Genomic DNA, 12976 nt, shown 5'->3' with positions numbered 1-12976 from the left:
CTGAAAAAACTATGCGACACGCTGGGGGACGGGAACTCAGCGGCGTAGCCACTGCCGTGGCGGCATACCGAAGTGGGCACGAAACGCCGTGGTGAAGTTGCTGGCATGTCGGTAGCCGACGAAATGGGCCGCCTGCTGTACCGACACCCCCTGCTCCAGATACTGACGGGCGAGCGTCAGCCTGCGCTCCCTCAGGCAGGCAAACACGGTCTGACCGTAGGCCTGAGGGAATTTGGCGCGCAACGCACTCGGGCTCATGCACGCCAGCGCCGCCAGTGAGGCCAGCGAGTGCTCCCGCTCTGGCTGCTCCTGGAGACGTTCGAACACCCGCTGCAACAGACGCCGATCCCTTGCCGACAAGGTGGGGGTGTGGTCGGCGGTATCCAGACCGGACAGCGCATGCGCCAGCAATTGCAGTGCCACACCTTCCCGGTGCAATGCCGCCAGATCACCCCGCCAGGTTCCGTTCATCAGGGTCAGCAGGCTCTGCTGCAGGTAAGACGGCATACGCCAGGTCGTCAGGCGAGTGCGCCCGACACGGCGCAGCCCCCACAGCCGCTCTTGCAACCGCTCATCGCCAAGACCATCCGGATCCCTCAGCGACAAATTCAACCCCTGCAAGGTCGGTGCCCGCGGATGTTCCGCCAGGATCGAGGTGTCTCCCCGGTCCAGCATGGTGATCGCCAGATCTCCCGCCAGCCGGTGGCGGCGACCCTGTTCGGTCCCGATCATCGCCTCTCCCTGCATCAATACCGCAACGGAGAGACAGAACTCGGTCTTGGAGCGGGCCTGATACGCTTGCAGGGAACGCACTCGGGACAACACCAGGGTGCCGCCGAAGTCCAGTGCCTGCTGGTCCACCTCGCCTTCAAGCACGCCGGCGCCGCCAGCGGAGCGCTCCACGAGCCGATAGTCCACGCCATACCGGGCACCCAGCTCATTCAGGGCCGCCAGCGAAAAGCGCCGGGCGGTGGCATTGATCGGGTATGTCATGGCTGTCTCCGTCGTCGGCCACGCCTCTCCTGGCGCCGGATTCCGATCGGCGCAAGATATAGTTAATAAGAATTATTTTCAATAAAGAAAAAAGGAGAGGTCAACAAGGAGAAAACGGCGGCAATCGTCATTCCACTGTCGCAAAACCACCCCATGCTGACGGCGGTCATAAAAAAAAGGGCTGCCTGGCGGCAGCCCTCTTGGAAATTGGTGGGTCGTGTAGGATTCGAACCTACGACCAATTGGTTAAAAGCCAAATGAACAAACAAATAAAATCAATAACTTACGTCCATTCCAGAATCAAAAACACACTTTTTGCGCTCCAATAGAATCAATGGCTTACGCTCCTTTTGATCCTGCCCATTTTGTCAATTTATACTGTCCGCATGAACAGCAATAGAATACCGATGTAGCAGCCGTACACCACGGCGTGACTGGGCGGTCGCAGATAAAGGGAGATTTATTGTTGACGTCGTAACGACGTCATGAGATTATAGATTCGTGGTCAGGAACAAACCCACCACCCGCCCCGGCGGAACCGGGATTCCGAAAGGAGAACATCATGATCAAAGACAACACCTTCGCCGCCGCTTGCTACAGCCAGAACAGCATGCAGGAACTGCTTGATGCCTATACCGAATCTGAGGCAGACACCACCGACTGCGAAGAATGGGGTATCTCTGAGCAGGAGTGGATGGACAGCATCGAGGCGGCCCTGGGCGCGAAAATGCGCGAGGTCCTGGTTGATCACCAGGACGATCAAGACACCCTCGACGCACTGCACGAATGGGCAAACCAGCCTGCCGGCCGCCTGAGCATCGATGATGACGGCGACGTCATCTCCCCGAGCGGTGCTGCCCTCACCACCGGACAACTGGTCGGCTTTTTCCGGAGCATGGCGTAATCCCTGCGCCCCGCTTCGGCGGGGCCTTGCTGCCGAACAGGCAGACCCAAACAACAGGAGATGATGACATGGCAACTCGCGAAGAACGCCGCGCCAACGCGGCCGAGATTCACGCCCAGAAGCTCGCCGAAATTGCTGGCTCCCCGCTGAAGTTTGTTGATCGGAATGTGATTGCAGCTGTGCCCGCCGTCGGGGGCGTACTGACTGATTGTGGACTCGACAAAGCAAGAGAGGATCTCGCCGACAGCGCCATTGTGCCCGTTTCTGAGCGGCTGGCAGCTGCGGAAAAGACGACCCCTGGCTCTGCACGTTTCATTGTCGTCATGATCGACGGCCACCGCTGCGCCGTAACGCCTCTTGAGGCAGAGGCGCTGGGGCTTAAAGAGGACGACACTTGGGCTTGGGTGCCGGCAGAGAAGTCATGACGGACGCCCTGATCCATCTGCGCGTGCCCAAAACCCTTAAGGGGCGCTGGGTACGCGCCAGCCGGGCCGCCGGCATGAAGCTGACGGACTGGATTGTCGAAGCCGTGGAGAGAGATATGCAGCAGCAGATAACGAAGGTGGCCATCCCCGATGACATGGAGTTCGCCGACCTGCGCCTGGCGCGGGACGCCGATGGCGGGGTGAGCTTTGACTGGGGCGTGATTGAACGGATCTGTGACGCCAGCGGTCTGCCGGTGGAGATGTTTCGGGACTCGCCAGAGGACAGCGTAGCCGGGCTGATCGTCGGCTGGTACAACGCCCACCGGCAGCGCGGCGGTGCGCCAGATGCGGTGGCAGAGGATCTGATTGCAGAGGTCCAGATCGAGGATGAGCACGGTGGAGGCCACAGCCATGCCCCAGGCCGCGCCTGATACCGCTCTCGCGCAGTGGCGGGCACGCATGGGCCTGAGCCAGCGTGCAGCAGCCGACGCGCTGGGCGCGTCATTTAGGACGTATCAGCAGTGGGAGTCCGGCATCAGTCGACAGACCGGCAAGCCCATAGACCCGCCCCTGACCGCCCTGCTCGCCGCTGCTGCGCGGGAGCATGGGCTGCCCCCGATCTCGTAATTCCCGGCTTACAACGCGGCGGCGATCTCCTACAGACACAGCCAGCCGGTTTGGTACTCTGTGCATGCCGGTGCCGGCTGCTCCCCCACGCCGCCAGCGACTATCTGTCTGGACTACGCGCCGGCTCTAAATCGCTATGCCCCGAGCCGCCATGACGGCCTGACGCCGCGCATACAGCGCCTGCAACTCACCGTCATCCATCGATCTCGGCAGGACGATGAACTCGGCACAGTCTAGCGGCGCATTGTTAGCACTGAGATACGGGTTGCCGAGCGCGATGCTGCGCGGCGCGACAGTCGGCGAGTAAGTGCCAGTGCCCGCAGTCTCAAAAACGTAGCTGCCCCCCATTAGGGATCTCGCGGACTTGATGCCCGACGTAAAATCTCGAGATACAGCGAGGAAAAACCACTGTCCGGGAACTGGGGCATCTCCCGTATCGGTCGATGAGATCGTTGTGCCTCGATACGTCAGCCAAATTTTCGACTCCACAGAGTCTAAAAATGGCCCTCCGCCGTGGTTTGCAGTTCCGTCAGCCAGCCCCCCGAACAGCGGCTGCGTTACTGAGTTAGGCGTCACTCTCAAAACAGCGCAGATCGTATCTGCCTGTGTTGCGATCTCCTCTATGCCCGATTCCAACCCCTGCCCAGACCCTCCCGGGATTGTCAGATAGTTAGATGAGAACGATGGAGCATCGCCAAACGCTGTTAATTGCCGGCCGGAGACTTGCCCGGTTAGTGACGCTGCACTGTCACCAAAAATCCAATGGTCATCCGCGCCGATTTCATACGGAGTCAGCGGTTCAATGTCCCCCGATGGAATTACGGGTAGCGCGGAATTGGGTACAGCAAAGGGGAGCTGGAAAAAAAGGTTGCTCATGTCACTCTCCGAGTATCACAGCAGACAGTTGAAAATGAGGGCATACGTTCCACAGGGGATAGTCTTGCCCCGCAATCGAGATAGTATCTGCCGAACTGTCGCGCAGGTTGCCCGATCCCCCGTTTGTGATGGACAGGCCCGCACCGAGATAGTCCAGCCCGTAGCGAACGACAACCGCGCCCACGGGAGGCGCTGCCAAATCAATTAGAACGTCGGTCCCATCAACACTGACAGAATCAATCGCTGCGCCGGCGCCATCATCTAAAACGCGGAACCCAAAATCCGTCGTGAGTGCCAACTGGTCGACATCTAACACCAGCGGAAGAACTGGAACACTAAAACGCACGCGAACCCGTGACCCACGAATCGTGGCAGAAACTGGATTAATCCACTGCGGCTGATAACCGGCGACGATCCGCGAGTACGCGCGACCAAAATACGCGCCAATCCACTTATAGCCGACTGCCGTGAGATGCACATCATCTGGCGCATGCGGGATGTGGTATGTCGGCGTTGACAGAAAAACATGCGGGTCAGAGTTAGCCAACGACAGCTGCGCTAACGCAATGCCTGGGTGTGTAGTCGCACCGTAGCTCAGTTGATATGTGATCATATAAACAGGCGACATCTGAGCAGTAATGCCCCGAGCATCTGACTCAATATCAGTGCGCAGCTGCGACAGCTTGGACTCGTAGAGGGCTCCATCAGTGCCCGCGACAACATCCTGCTCGCCCTGCATCCAGCACAGGGCATGCAGAGCGTGGTCAGCTTCCAGATTGTGAGCCCCGGAAATGTGCCCCATCAGATTCGGGTACCACGCAGCGCCTTTTTCGAGCTGATCGATCCGGTAGCCGCCGTGGCCGGCGGTAGACGATAGTATGACGTGATCGGTTGGCCCTATTCCGTCCAGCGCCAGCATCGATGATGCGCAGTTTGCGGCGCCCGAGCACGGTGTTTCTTTGCGATTCGTCGAGCCATCTGGGGCCGGAGAGACATCATCCTCTACAAGCGGCTTAAACGGACCAAAGTCCCAGTCGGCGCCATCCCAGGCTCGTGGACCACCTTGAAATGTAATGTTGTTATAGGGCTGAGCTGCGCTTATCACTGATCCTGCGGCCGCACCGACAGAAAGAGACTGACCGTAAAACAGCATCTGGTTTACGCTGCGAGACTCGACAGGTTCGTCCAGGGGCAGATCGGGAGCGCTTCCGCGAGACGTTATACTGGGAAACGCCCCGATCAGATTCCCGGAATCACGCTCAACTCCGATCAGCACGCGGCCCGACGCGTCGGTCAGGACGGGATACACCGGCCCCGCTCCAATATAACCTGACATCCCTCCCTCGCCCATCACCTCCCGCGACAACATTTTTGCGGATTGCGCGTCAATCTGGCCGGCGACGAAGACAGTCCCCGCCGCCTTATCAACTCCGATCAGCACGCGGCCCGACGCGTCGGAGAACAAGGGCACCAAAATGCCGGCGCCAGTGTATTTTGATTGTGGTATCCGGATCTCTTGCAGATCAGAGTCAACACGTCGAACATATCCGACACTGGGTCCTGCAGAAATAAACGTGGCAACATCTCCGGGATCGTGGCGATACAAGGCTATGAACTGGTCATCGGCGCCGGCCACGAATAAAAAGTCTCCATCCGTGGTACCCGACATGCCCTCATTTACCGTGCCATAAATCTCGGCGCCAGCCTGCGCAGCGAGCGCAAACTGCTCGGCCGCATCTGCCGCAGATTCAGACCGGCTCGCCTCAGTGATCGCTCTCTGCTCAGCTGTCTCAGCCCCAGCACGGGCATCTTCAGCTCGATCTGCATCGAGACCGGCATTGGGGAAATCCCGCTCCAGCCGCTTCAGTGTCGGCCGAGTAACTCCGAGCCGATCCTGCCACGTCTCCGCATCGGAGTTGACCGCCTCGTCGAGGTTTTCGGCGTTGTCGTACAAATCACGGGGATCGGGCGACCCCAGGGGGTTCCCTGTGTTGTATGTCGTCATAAGGCTCTCTCGACAGATCAGTCAGGCAGAGCGTCGTCGTAGTTGTAGACGCGCTCGTCGTAGTTCACGGCGGTGATGCTGGTTTCCAGGCCCTGGGGCTCGATGGCGGTGATCAGTGCGGGGAAGCACCAGCGGTCCACGTCGCCGAAATAAACGTGGGGTGGCTCCATGCCGGAGTTGATCTCCGGCGGCTCATCTGGGGTGACCAGGATGTGGTAATCGGTTGGTCCGGGTTCGGCTGGCCAGGGGCCGGCGACGGTGCCGTCGGCGCGGCGCCAGGCCACTACGTGGCTGCCGCTGGACCAGTCCATGGGTTCGGTCACCTGCAGTGTGAACTCGCCGGAACTGTCCTCCGTGAAGTCCACCAGCAGCGACGATTGCCCGTATTTAGGCAGGTCATCGAGTAGCGGCACATAGCTCAGATAGCTGGCGTTAAGCCCCTCCAGTTCGGTGCCGAACTCGTAGTTCCAGCGGCGGTATTCGATCTCCATCCGCCGGCGCATGCCGATACGCCACGCCTGGGTGTAGCCGGTCACGCCGTCGAGCTTGAGTTTCTCAGCCTTGACGCCCAAGTCCCCCGGCAACCGGCATTCGATGGTTTCCGTCGTCCAGTTGTTGTCACGGTTGACGAACTCCACATCGACGCCGTCGGCATCGGACGGGCTGCGCGACGTGAACTGGCGGCGTAGCGGGCCAGTCATGTTCTGGGGGCTGAAGCCCTGGCCGCTCTCAAACGTCGTCCGGGGGCCATCCCGCACCGGCACCAGCGTGCCGTCTTCCTGCGTCAGCGATGCGAGGCCCGCCTTCAGGCAGACGCCCATGGCATCCCTGACGGTGGTCTCGTCGAATACGTAGTCGAAATACTCACCGCGTGCTGCCCAGAACTGATCCAGTTCGTACAGCCGGTCGATGTCGATCTGCTGCAGCGTGTAGCCCACTGAGCGAGCGATGTAACCGAAGAAGGCGCCGATGGAGCGGGTTTCTGCCGGAACGCCCCAGCCGGTTGGAGTCACCGTCGGCAGAATACGGTTTGCCAGGACGTTGATCTGGTTTTCCGACTGACTGCTGAGCTTCGTGGCCCCCTTGAGTTTCACCGTTAGGGTTTTCCAGGGATAAGTGCTTGGCGCCGTCAGGCGCGCTTTCAGGCCGTACCACTGGACGGTCTTCATAAATTTGGAGCTGCCGCCACCGCCGGTCCGCCGCGCACGGATTTCCGGGCGAATGGCCGCGCTGAGGTTGATCCGCTCGGTGTATCCGATCTGATCGGTGGTGTTGTTCACATACACAAATTCGACGGTGTTCCAGGGCCCGGTTGAGCCCTGCTCTCGCCACTGAAATTCAACTCGCTGGTCCGTGGCGTCCTGGTCGCCGTCGCTGCGCAACCGCACCAGGCCGCGCGGAAAGAACAGATCCACTTCCAGAACAGTCGTCGTTTCACCGTCTGGGCACGCAGCGAACGGCCCTGTCCACCCGCTCTCCGCCGTCGATTCGTCCACCGTGATATTGAATTCGGTGGACTGGCCGACAGAGAACCCATTCCAACCCGCGTCCACGTCACCCGCTTCGGTGAGCCTCTGGACGATCAGCAGGGTGCTATCAACGGAATCCACGTCGTAACGCATGCCGACCAGACCGAGGGCCAGTTGTCCCGGCCAGGGGCCTGGCAAACTGGTAACCGGCGCACCACCGGGCATGTTCAGTTCCAGCGAGCCGCTGGCGGAGGTAGCTACACCGGTTTGGAACGTGGGAGAGCTGCCCAGCACGCTGGAATAGCTGCCACCCAACTGAATCGGGTTACCGGCATACGGCGGACCGATCTCGACGAACCGCACCACGCCACTGGCGTCCTCTGCCTCGACGGTGCCGGGAATCAGTTGGGTATTGATCGCGGAGATCAGCCCTGGCATGTCCACGTAGTCGTTGTCGAGCGTCACCGAGCTGATATTCAGCCCGATGCCAACCTGGAACGTGACTGCCGCGCTGGTGAAATCGAACGTGGACGGCGGCGCGCTGCCGGTACAGGTGGACGCGCTGCCCGGCGTGTTGGCGTTGTAGGCGTGCACAACGTAGATGCCGGAGGCACCCTGCCCTGTGATCTCAATCCGGTCGCCGGGGCTGATCGGCAGCAGGTCGGAGAAGTCGCCCTGGAGTGCCCCGCGCGGGCTGCCGTTGATGAACGAATAGGTCTTGAACCGCTCGATGCGCAGGATCAGCGTGTCATCCCAATCCGCCGGCCACACCTGCGCACCGGTAGTGCTGATCTGGTCGCCGTTGAAATCGAGCGTAGTGACGGTCGGGGTGGCGGTGTAGGCCGTGGTGGAGTCCAGATCCAGCCCCGCGCTGCCGCTGGACGTGCCGCCAACCTCCGTGACCGGTTGCCACCATTCCGCCGCGCTGTCGATACCGAGATAGGCGCCGGCGTCGTAGACCTGATATTCGGCCTCCTGGCCGAGCGCATCCAGGCGGGTGTCGCCAATCCGAATCTCACTGGTGGGGACGCTGTAATCACCGATGCCGATGCACATCAGAGTTTCGAGCTGCTGGGTGCGCGGCCCCGTGAAATACCGTCGAGGCGGCAGTAGATAATCCGGGTATCGGCGGCAGCTCCCTGCCACATCCGGCACGACCGATCCCAGCCGGGCGGTGTTCGCCTTGAGAGACGCCAGTTCCAGCGACTGCCCAGGCGCCGGCGCACCAGGGATGTCGGGCACCAACAGGTTGGTAATGGCGCGGAACGCCTCGCGCCCCTGCCAGCCCAGGAATATTTGTTCCAGGCCCGCCGGCATCACCCGCAGGTCCACAACATCGCCCTGCCGGATTTTTGTCCTGGCCCATCTCACAGGCATGACGATACGACCATTGATCTCCGCGCTGATCGGCTGCGGCTTCGCCGGATCGTACTCGGGCACGTTCTCCCGCATCCAGGCCCCGAGCGTCACACCGGCAACGTCATACTGCTCATCCGGCGTCTCAGCGCTGAATGAACCGAAAATCCTAATCATAGAACTCCACTCGCGGGTAACGGGCAGCGAACGAACGGGCCGGCACAAGCTGGGGACCGGTGCCCTCATCGGTTTCCAGGATCCAGCGGCGGCCATCGACCACCACCAGCACACCGACGTGCACACAGACGCGCCCACGCCACGCCAGGGCAATGGCGCCCGGCTTCGGATCGCAGGGCTTCAGGTGGTGATCCAGGGCGTCAGAGGCGGCACGGGTCAGCATGCGTTTGTCGTCCGGCACCACCTCGACATAGCTTGGCATCAGCGGTCGGCCAAACATCTCGTGACGGACTGCCCTGGCGAGGCCATAGCAGTCATATTCCACCGGCCCGCGCCCATGGCGGCGGTACCGGGTTTGCAAGTAGTCGGCGATCACAGATACCGGATCCCGGGCGCGTTGAGCTGGGTGTACCGCTCGCGGGGATACGCCTGGTTCAAAATGTCGTAGTAGCCGCCTTCGGTCTGCAGTTCGAGACCCTCGAACTGGCCACCCAGCATTACAAACTGGACCGGGCCAGCCGCTGGCACAGAAAGGTCCGAGGCCAGAAATTCACGATATAGGATCGGCACCTCTTCGCCAGATTCCAGCGCGGCGGAGACAACCTCTTGAGCTCGACCGTTGACATTCCACAGTCCGAACCGGAGCGTCTGCTGCCCGCTATCGTCACGCTTGGGCAACGCAACACTGAGATTGCCAGCTTCAAACGTGACCTCCTCGGAAGTCTCCAGGGTCGCGGTGACATCCTCGAACCCATTACAAATCAAAATCGGGTCCATCCCAGCAACACGGATGTCCAATGTATAGATAATGACCTGCCCCGCCGGCGCCGAGGCGTAGACTGTGGATAGAATCGGTGACGGCATTCAGGCCTCCGGCCACTCACGATTGACCGCAAGGTCGATGATGTCAGCGCGCAGGATGTAATCGGGGAATTGCTCCCAGCCTGGCGCCAGCATCGGGCGCTCCCAGATTTCCAGATTGGCCCGGAAGCGCCAGTGACATCGCCCAACGAGCTCAGGGCCGGAATACATCTCCGTGAACCGGCAGCGGTACCCGCTGACCTGTTCGCAGCCGTCCAGCGGCGACTTGATCTGAGCGGTGAACCAGGCCGTGCCGTCTTGGATCGTGTATCGGAACCACGCTTCAAACAGCTGCGCTTCCGGCCCCGTCAATATCCAGGACACGGGGACCGTTGATGGCACACTGGTGAACGTGCGGCGCTGCCGCGCACGGCCCGTAACCATCTCTGTCCTGGCGAACGGCTGAACGTGATTGAGGCCATAGCCCTCACGCAGTGCACAGGGAAGCTGTGGTGGAAATACCGGATCCGCCATTACGCCCCCCGCCGTTTCAGTCCGTAGGTGGCCGCCAGGGCCTTACTCATCGGCCCACCGCCGCGAATGTCAGATACAAACGCGGTGATTGAGCCGTCCTGGCCGCGCTCCACCTGCCCCGCCCGACGCTTGTCTTCAAAGAGGTTGACGACAGGGGCCATACCCGCCGACCGCTCTTCGCGCTGCTTGTCGAGGTACTGTTTCAGGTCAGAGTTGGTGCGGGCGTCAACAACACGCTCGCCGCGATCCAGCAGCCAGGTGCCTTCCTGGGGGATGAAATCGAGACCGTCGTGGGCCATGCCCGAGAACTGGACACTCTGGATGGTGCCAACTAGCCCCGCCGTGGCGGAAGCTACCGTGGCCATGGCCGCCAGGTTCGCCGGGAATGGGCCAGCAACCGATGCTTTGGCGATAGCCGTATTGATAGCCATGATGGACTCAGCAATCGAGAACGCCTTGCTGATCGCGAACATGGTTTTATAAACGCCAGATTGCTCGTCAGCAAAGACCTTGGCTATGTCTGCCATCGAGCCGAACAGATTGGCCGCGTTGCCCAGCTGTTCCTGCATGATCTGGCGTTCCACAAGCTGCCGATTTTTTGCCAGCTCTGAGGCTTTCTGGTTGTACTCCTCATCAATCTCAGCCAGGCGATCCCGATAGGCTTGATGGTCTTCTTCGGATTCGGACTGGAATTGCAGGACGCGCTCGCGCTCGGTCTCGCGCCATTTATCCAGTTCATCGGAATATTCTTGCAGCTTGACCAGTTCGTTGGAAATGCCCAGCACCGAGCTGTCCAACCCGCTGAACTCAGGTGCCTCACCAACACTCTGTTTCAGGATCTTATGCAGAATCTCGCCGTATTTCTCTGATGAGATCGTTGCTTGTTCGAGTATGTTCAGGCGGTTTCGGATGACCTCGTTAGTGCGTTCCTCATCGGTCAATAGCTCCTTTAGAAGGCCCTGGTAGGCCTTCATGGCCTCTTCCTGCTTTTTAATTCCTTCCAGGTTTCCGAAGGAACCACCGAAGCCACCTCCAGTACCAATTGATTTAAGAGCATCCTTCAGGAACTGTGCGTATGAGGACAGTTGTTCCCGGCTACGCTTAGCTGACTCATCTGACTCATCCCAGATGTCCTTTATGCGCGACCAGTTTGTTTGCCAGTTATTGGCAATTTCACCCGGTATTGCCTTAAGAGTTTCCCATGCTTCTTGCGCGTTACCTTGTACCAACTGTGACAACGCACCTATGAGTCCCCCAATGCCGGACACGATATTCTGAAAGACATTGACCATGGTGATTCCTGCCGTGGATACCACCTTCAGGACAACGGAAAAGCCTTTCCCCGTAATAGTCGCGAGATTTGTACTGTCTGCGAGGTCAGTGAAAAGACCATTGAGTTTTATAATGGTAGGTGCCAAGTTACGGGCAATCTCGGTCTGAACGCCCCGAACGTTCTGATTCATCAAGAACAAAGCAACCTGCAATTCCTGAGCAGCCGACAGGATACCTTCATCCATGACGGCACCTACCTGCTCCGCCCGCTCACCGAGCAACCGGAATCCTTCCGCGTTGTTCCTGAGCAAGGGCAGCAACATGGTGGCGTCACTGGCGATGGCCTCCATGTAGAACGTCATCTGGTTCTGGCCGACATTGGCTTCTTCCAGTGTCTTGACGTACAACTCCAGCGCTTGCGGCCCGGACAGGTTGCGAAACTGCTCCGCCGACACTCCAGCCCGAGAGGCTATATTGTCGAAGAAGTCCGCCATGGCGCCACCACCGGTTTCCAGGTAATCCCCGATTTTGTCGGTGGTGTCCTTGAAAATGTCGGCGAGCTTGTCCTGTTGGATGCCCAGCAACCGGCCACCTTCGGCATAACGCTGGAACTCCTCGAAACCGGCGTTGGAGACCTGGCTAAACCGGGCGACCTCATTGGCCGCATCCAAAGTATTCTTCGCTACTGCCGCGAAAACGGTGGCGCTGACCCCAGCAATGGCAGCAATGGCCAGCCGAGTACGCCCGACGGACTCCGTCAGACGCGCGAACCCGGATTCCATCTCTTTATTGCGCTTGCGAGTATTGTCGGAAAACTTCTTAGTTTCCCTGTCCGCCTGATCCATGCCTTTCTTGAAGCCGCCCATGCGGGCGATGAGGTCAAGCGTCAGTGTTCCGAGACTTCTCGTTGCCACGGGCCACCCCTTGGAGCATCTGAGAGAGAGTATGGAAATCCGCCGAATCCGCTTGAGGCCGGGATTCGTGCGGCATCAGCGCGTAGGGATCGGCAACCTTGACCCAGGCAGGCATGATCATAGCGATGATCTGCTCAAGGCGACGCCCGAAATGCAGCGAACCCCGCTTTTGGATGTAGGCGAACCAACTGCGCGCTTCCTCATAGGTGAGCCGTTCCTTGGCTTCCGCGATGGTTCGGCCGCCAACGCCGTGCAGCACCAACTCGTGCCACACTTCGTCGGCGGCCGTTAGTTTTTTGCGGCGTCCTTCTTGATCCCGTTGACTTCGATCACCACCTTGGTCAAGGCGTCCACCAGCGATGGCAGCATGTCGTAAGCCTGGTCATAGGAAATCGGCTCATCGCCGTGCTCTCCCAATCGCACACACAGTGCGATCATCGCCGCGCCCTTGCTGCGCCCCTCTTCGCCCATGATCCGTTCCATTTCGCCGTAGGAAGGCTTGGCGATATGGACTTCGAAGGTGACGGTGTCTTCCGGAGATTTCTTCCAGGTGATCTGCCGCTTTACCAGCTGATCAGAGGCGAAGCCGCCGGCTTGTTTGAGTTCGTTCAAGTTCATGACGG

General features: G+C 59.9%; 14 protein-coding genes and 1 tRNA gene. 4 read left to right on the top strand and 11 right to left on the bottom strand.

Translation table 11 applies throughout. The features are described 5' to 3' along the window. Positions 1-36: 36 nt before the first annotated feature. Both A6D6_RS13710 and A6D6_RS13705 read right to left on the bottom strand, forming a co-directional pair. Positions 37-993 (bottom strand): helix-turn-helix transcriptional regulator, encoded by a 957-nt coding sequence (locus tag A6D6_RS13710; protein ID WP_097057826.1) that lies wholly within the window; start codon positions 991-993, stop codon positions 37-39. A 208-nt stretch (positions 994-1201) separates the two neighbouring features. Further along, positions 1202-1303, bottom strand: a tRNA-Ser gene (locus tag A6D6_RS13705). A gap of 252 nt (positions 1304-1555) precedes the next feature. On the opposite strand from A6D6_RS13705, the gene A6D6_RS13700 reads away from it, so the two are divergent. The 4 genes from A6D6_RS13700 to A6D6_RS13685 all read left to right on the top strand — a co-directional run bounded on the left by A6D6_RS13700 (position 1556) and on the right by A6D6_RS13685 (position 2949). Beyond that, positions 1556-1897, top strand: coding sequence for a hypothetical protein (locus tag A6D6_RS13700; protein ID WP_159661050.1), 342 nt, complete (start codon positions 1556-1558; stop codon positions 1895-1897). Between the two features lie 68 nt (positions 1898-1965). After that, positions 1966-2322, top strand: coding sequence for a hypothetical protein (locus A6D6_RS13695; protein WP_159661049.1), 357 nt, complete (start codon positions 1966-1968; stop codon positions 2320-2322). Continuing rightward, complete coding sequence (locus tag A6D6_RS13690) at positions 2319-2753, top strand: hypothetical protein (RefSeq protein WP_159661048.1); 435 nt, start codon at positions 2319-2321, stop codon at positions 2751-2753. Before A6D6_RS13695 ends, A6D6_RS13690 begins: the two co-directional genes overlap by 4 nt. Next, positions 2710-2949, top strand: coding sequence for a helix-turn-helix domain-containing protein (locus A6D6_RS13685; protein ID WP_159661047.1), 240 nt, complete (start codon positions 2710-2712; stop codon positions 2947-2949). Before A6D6_RS13690 ends, A6D6_RS13685 begins: the two co-directional genes overlap by 44 nt. A gap of 126 nt (positions 2950-3075) precedes the next feature. Here A6D6_RS13685 and A6D6_RS13680 read toward each other — a convergent pair whose 3' ends face one another. The 9 genes from A6D6_RS13680 to A6D6_RS13640 are packed head-to-tail and all read right to left on the bottom strand — an operon-like array spanning position 3076 to position 12971. Next, positions 3076-3825, bottom strand: a complete 750-nt coding sequence (locus A6D6_RS13680) for a hypothetical protein (protein WP_159661046.1) — start codon at positions 3823-3825, stop codon at positions 3076-3078. A 1-nt stretch (position 3826) separates the two neighbouring features. Next, complete coding sequence (locus tag A6D6_RS13675; protein WP_159661045.1) at positions 3827-5830, bottom strand: sialate O-acetylesterase; 2004 nt, start codon at positions 5828-5830, stop codon at positions 3827-3829. 17 nt (positions 5831-5847) lie between these two features. Continuing rightward, positions 5848-8832: a host specificity factor TipJ family phage tail protein gene (locus tag A6D6_RS13670; protein ID WP_159661044.1), complete on the bottom strand. Its 2985-nt coding sequence runs from the start codon at positions 8830-8832 to the stop codon at positions 5848-5850. Then, positions 8825-9208, bottom strand: a complete 384-nt coding sequence (locus A6D6_RS13665; RefSeq protein WP_159661043.1) for a hypothetical protein — start codon at positions 9206-9208, stop codon at positions 8825-8827. The genes A6D6_RS13670 and A6D6_RS13665 overlap by 8 nt, the downstream gene beginning before the upstream one ends. Beyond that, entirely contained in the window at positions 9205-9696 is a 492-nt protein-coding gene (locus A6D6_RS13660) for a DUF1833 family protein (protein ID WP_159661042.1), read from the bottom strand. The genes A6D6_RS13665 and A6D6_RS13660 overlap by 4 nt, the downstream gene beginning before the upstream one ends. After that, positions 9697-10167 carry a hypothetical protein gene (locus A6D6_RS13655; protein ID WP_159661041.1) on the bottom strand — a complete coding sequence of 157 codons (471 nt, stop codon included), beginning with the start codon at positions 10165-10167 and terminating at the stop codon, positions 9697-9699. Next, positions 10167-12353 (bottom strand): phage tail tape measure protein, encoded by a 2187-nt coding sequence (locus tag A6D6_RS13650; protein WP_159661040.1) that lies wholly within the window; start codon positions 12351-12353, stop codon positions 10167-10169. Before A6D6_RS13650 ends, A6D6_RS13655 begins: the two co-directional genes overlap by 1 nt. After that, positions 12319-12612 (bottom strand): hypothetical protein, encoded by a 294-nt coding sequence (locus A6D6_RS13645; RefSeq protein WP_159661039.1) that lies wholly within the window; start codon positions 12610-12612, stop codon positions 12319-12321. The genes A6D6_RS13650 and A6D6_RS13645 overlap by 35 nt, the downstream gene beginning before the upstream one ends. A 29-nt stretch (positions 12613-12641) precedes the next feature. Further along, a complete protein-coding gene (locus A6D6_RS13640; protein ID WP_159661038.1) occupies positions 12642-12971 on the bottom strand; it encodes a phage tail assembly chaperone family protein, TAC in 330 nt (109 codons plus the stop codon). Positions 12972-12976 lie beyond the last annotated feature (5 nt).

The sequence above is a fragment of the Alcanivorax xiamenensis genome (genome assembly GCF_009846745.1).
In the GTDB taxonomy this organism is placed as follows: Bacteria; Pseudomonadota; Gammaproteobacteria; order Pseudomonadales; family Alcanivoracaceae; genus Alloalcanivorax; species Alloalcanivorax xiamenensis.
Note: the sequence above shows the minus strand (reverse complement) of the source record. Positions and strands in the feature narration are given on the sequence as shown.

Coding starts and splice junctions, on each gene's coding strand:
- A6D6_RS13710 (WP_097057826.1), bottom strand. CDS start 993: ATGACATACCCGATCAATGCCACCGCCCGGCGCTTTTCGCTGGCGGCC.
- A6D6_RS13700 (WP_159661050.1), top strand. CDS start 1,556: ATGATCAAAGACAACACCTTCGCCGCCGCTTGCTACAGCCAGAACAGC.
- A6D6_RS13695 (WP_159661049.1), top strand. CDS start 1,966: ATGGCAACTCGCGAAGAACGCCGCGCCAACGCGGCCGAGATTCACGCC.
- A6D6_RS13690 (WP_159661048.1), top strand. CDS start 2,319: ATGACGGACGCCCTGATCCATCTGCGCGTGCCCAAAACCCTTAAGGGG.
- A6D6_RS13685 (WP_159661047.1), top strand. CDS start 2,710: ATGAGCACGGTGGAGGCCACAGCCATGCCCCAGGCCGCGCCTGATACC.
- A6D6_RS13680 (WP_159661046.1), bottom strand. CDS start 3,825: ATGAGCAACCTTTTTTTCCAGCTCCCCTTTGCTGTACCCAATTCCGCG.
- A6D6_RS13675 (WP_159661045.1), bottom strand. CDS start 5,830: ATGACGACATACAACACAGGGAACCCCCTGGGGTCGCCCGATCCCCGT.
- A6D6_RS13670 (WP_159661044.1), bottom strand. CDS start 8,832: ATGATTAGGATTTTCGGTTCATTCAGCGCTGAGACGCCGGATGAGCAG.
- A6D6_RS13660 (WP_159661042.1), bottom strand. CDS start 9,696: ATGCCGTCACCGATTCTATCCACAGTCTACGCCTCGGCGCCGGCGGGG.
- A6D6_RS13655 (WP_159661041.1), bottom strand. CDS start 10,167: ATGGCGGATCCGGTATTTCCACCACAGCTTCCCTGTGCACTGCGTGAG.
- A6D6_RS13640 (WP_159661038.1), bottom strand. CDS start 12,971: ATGAACTTGAACGAACTCAAACAAGCCGGCGGCTTCGCCTCTGATCAG.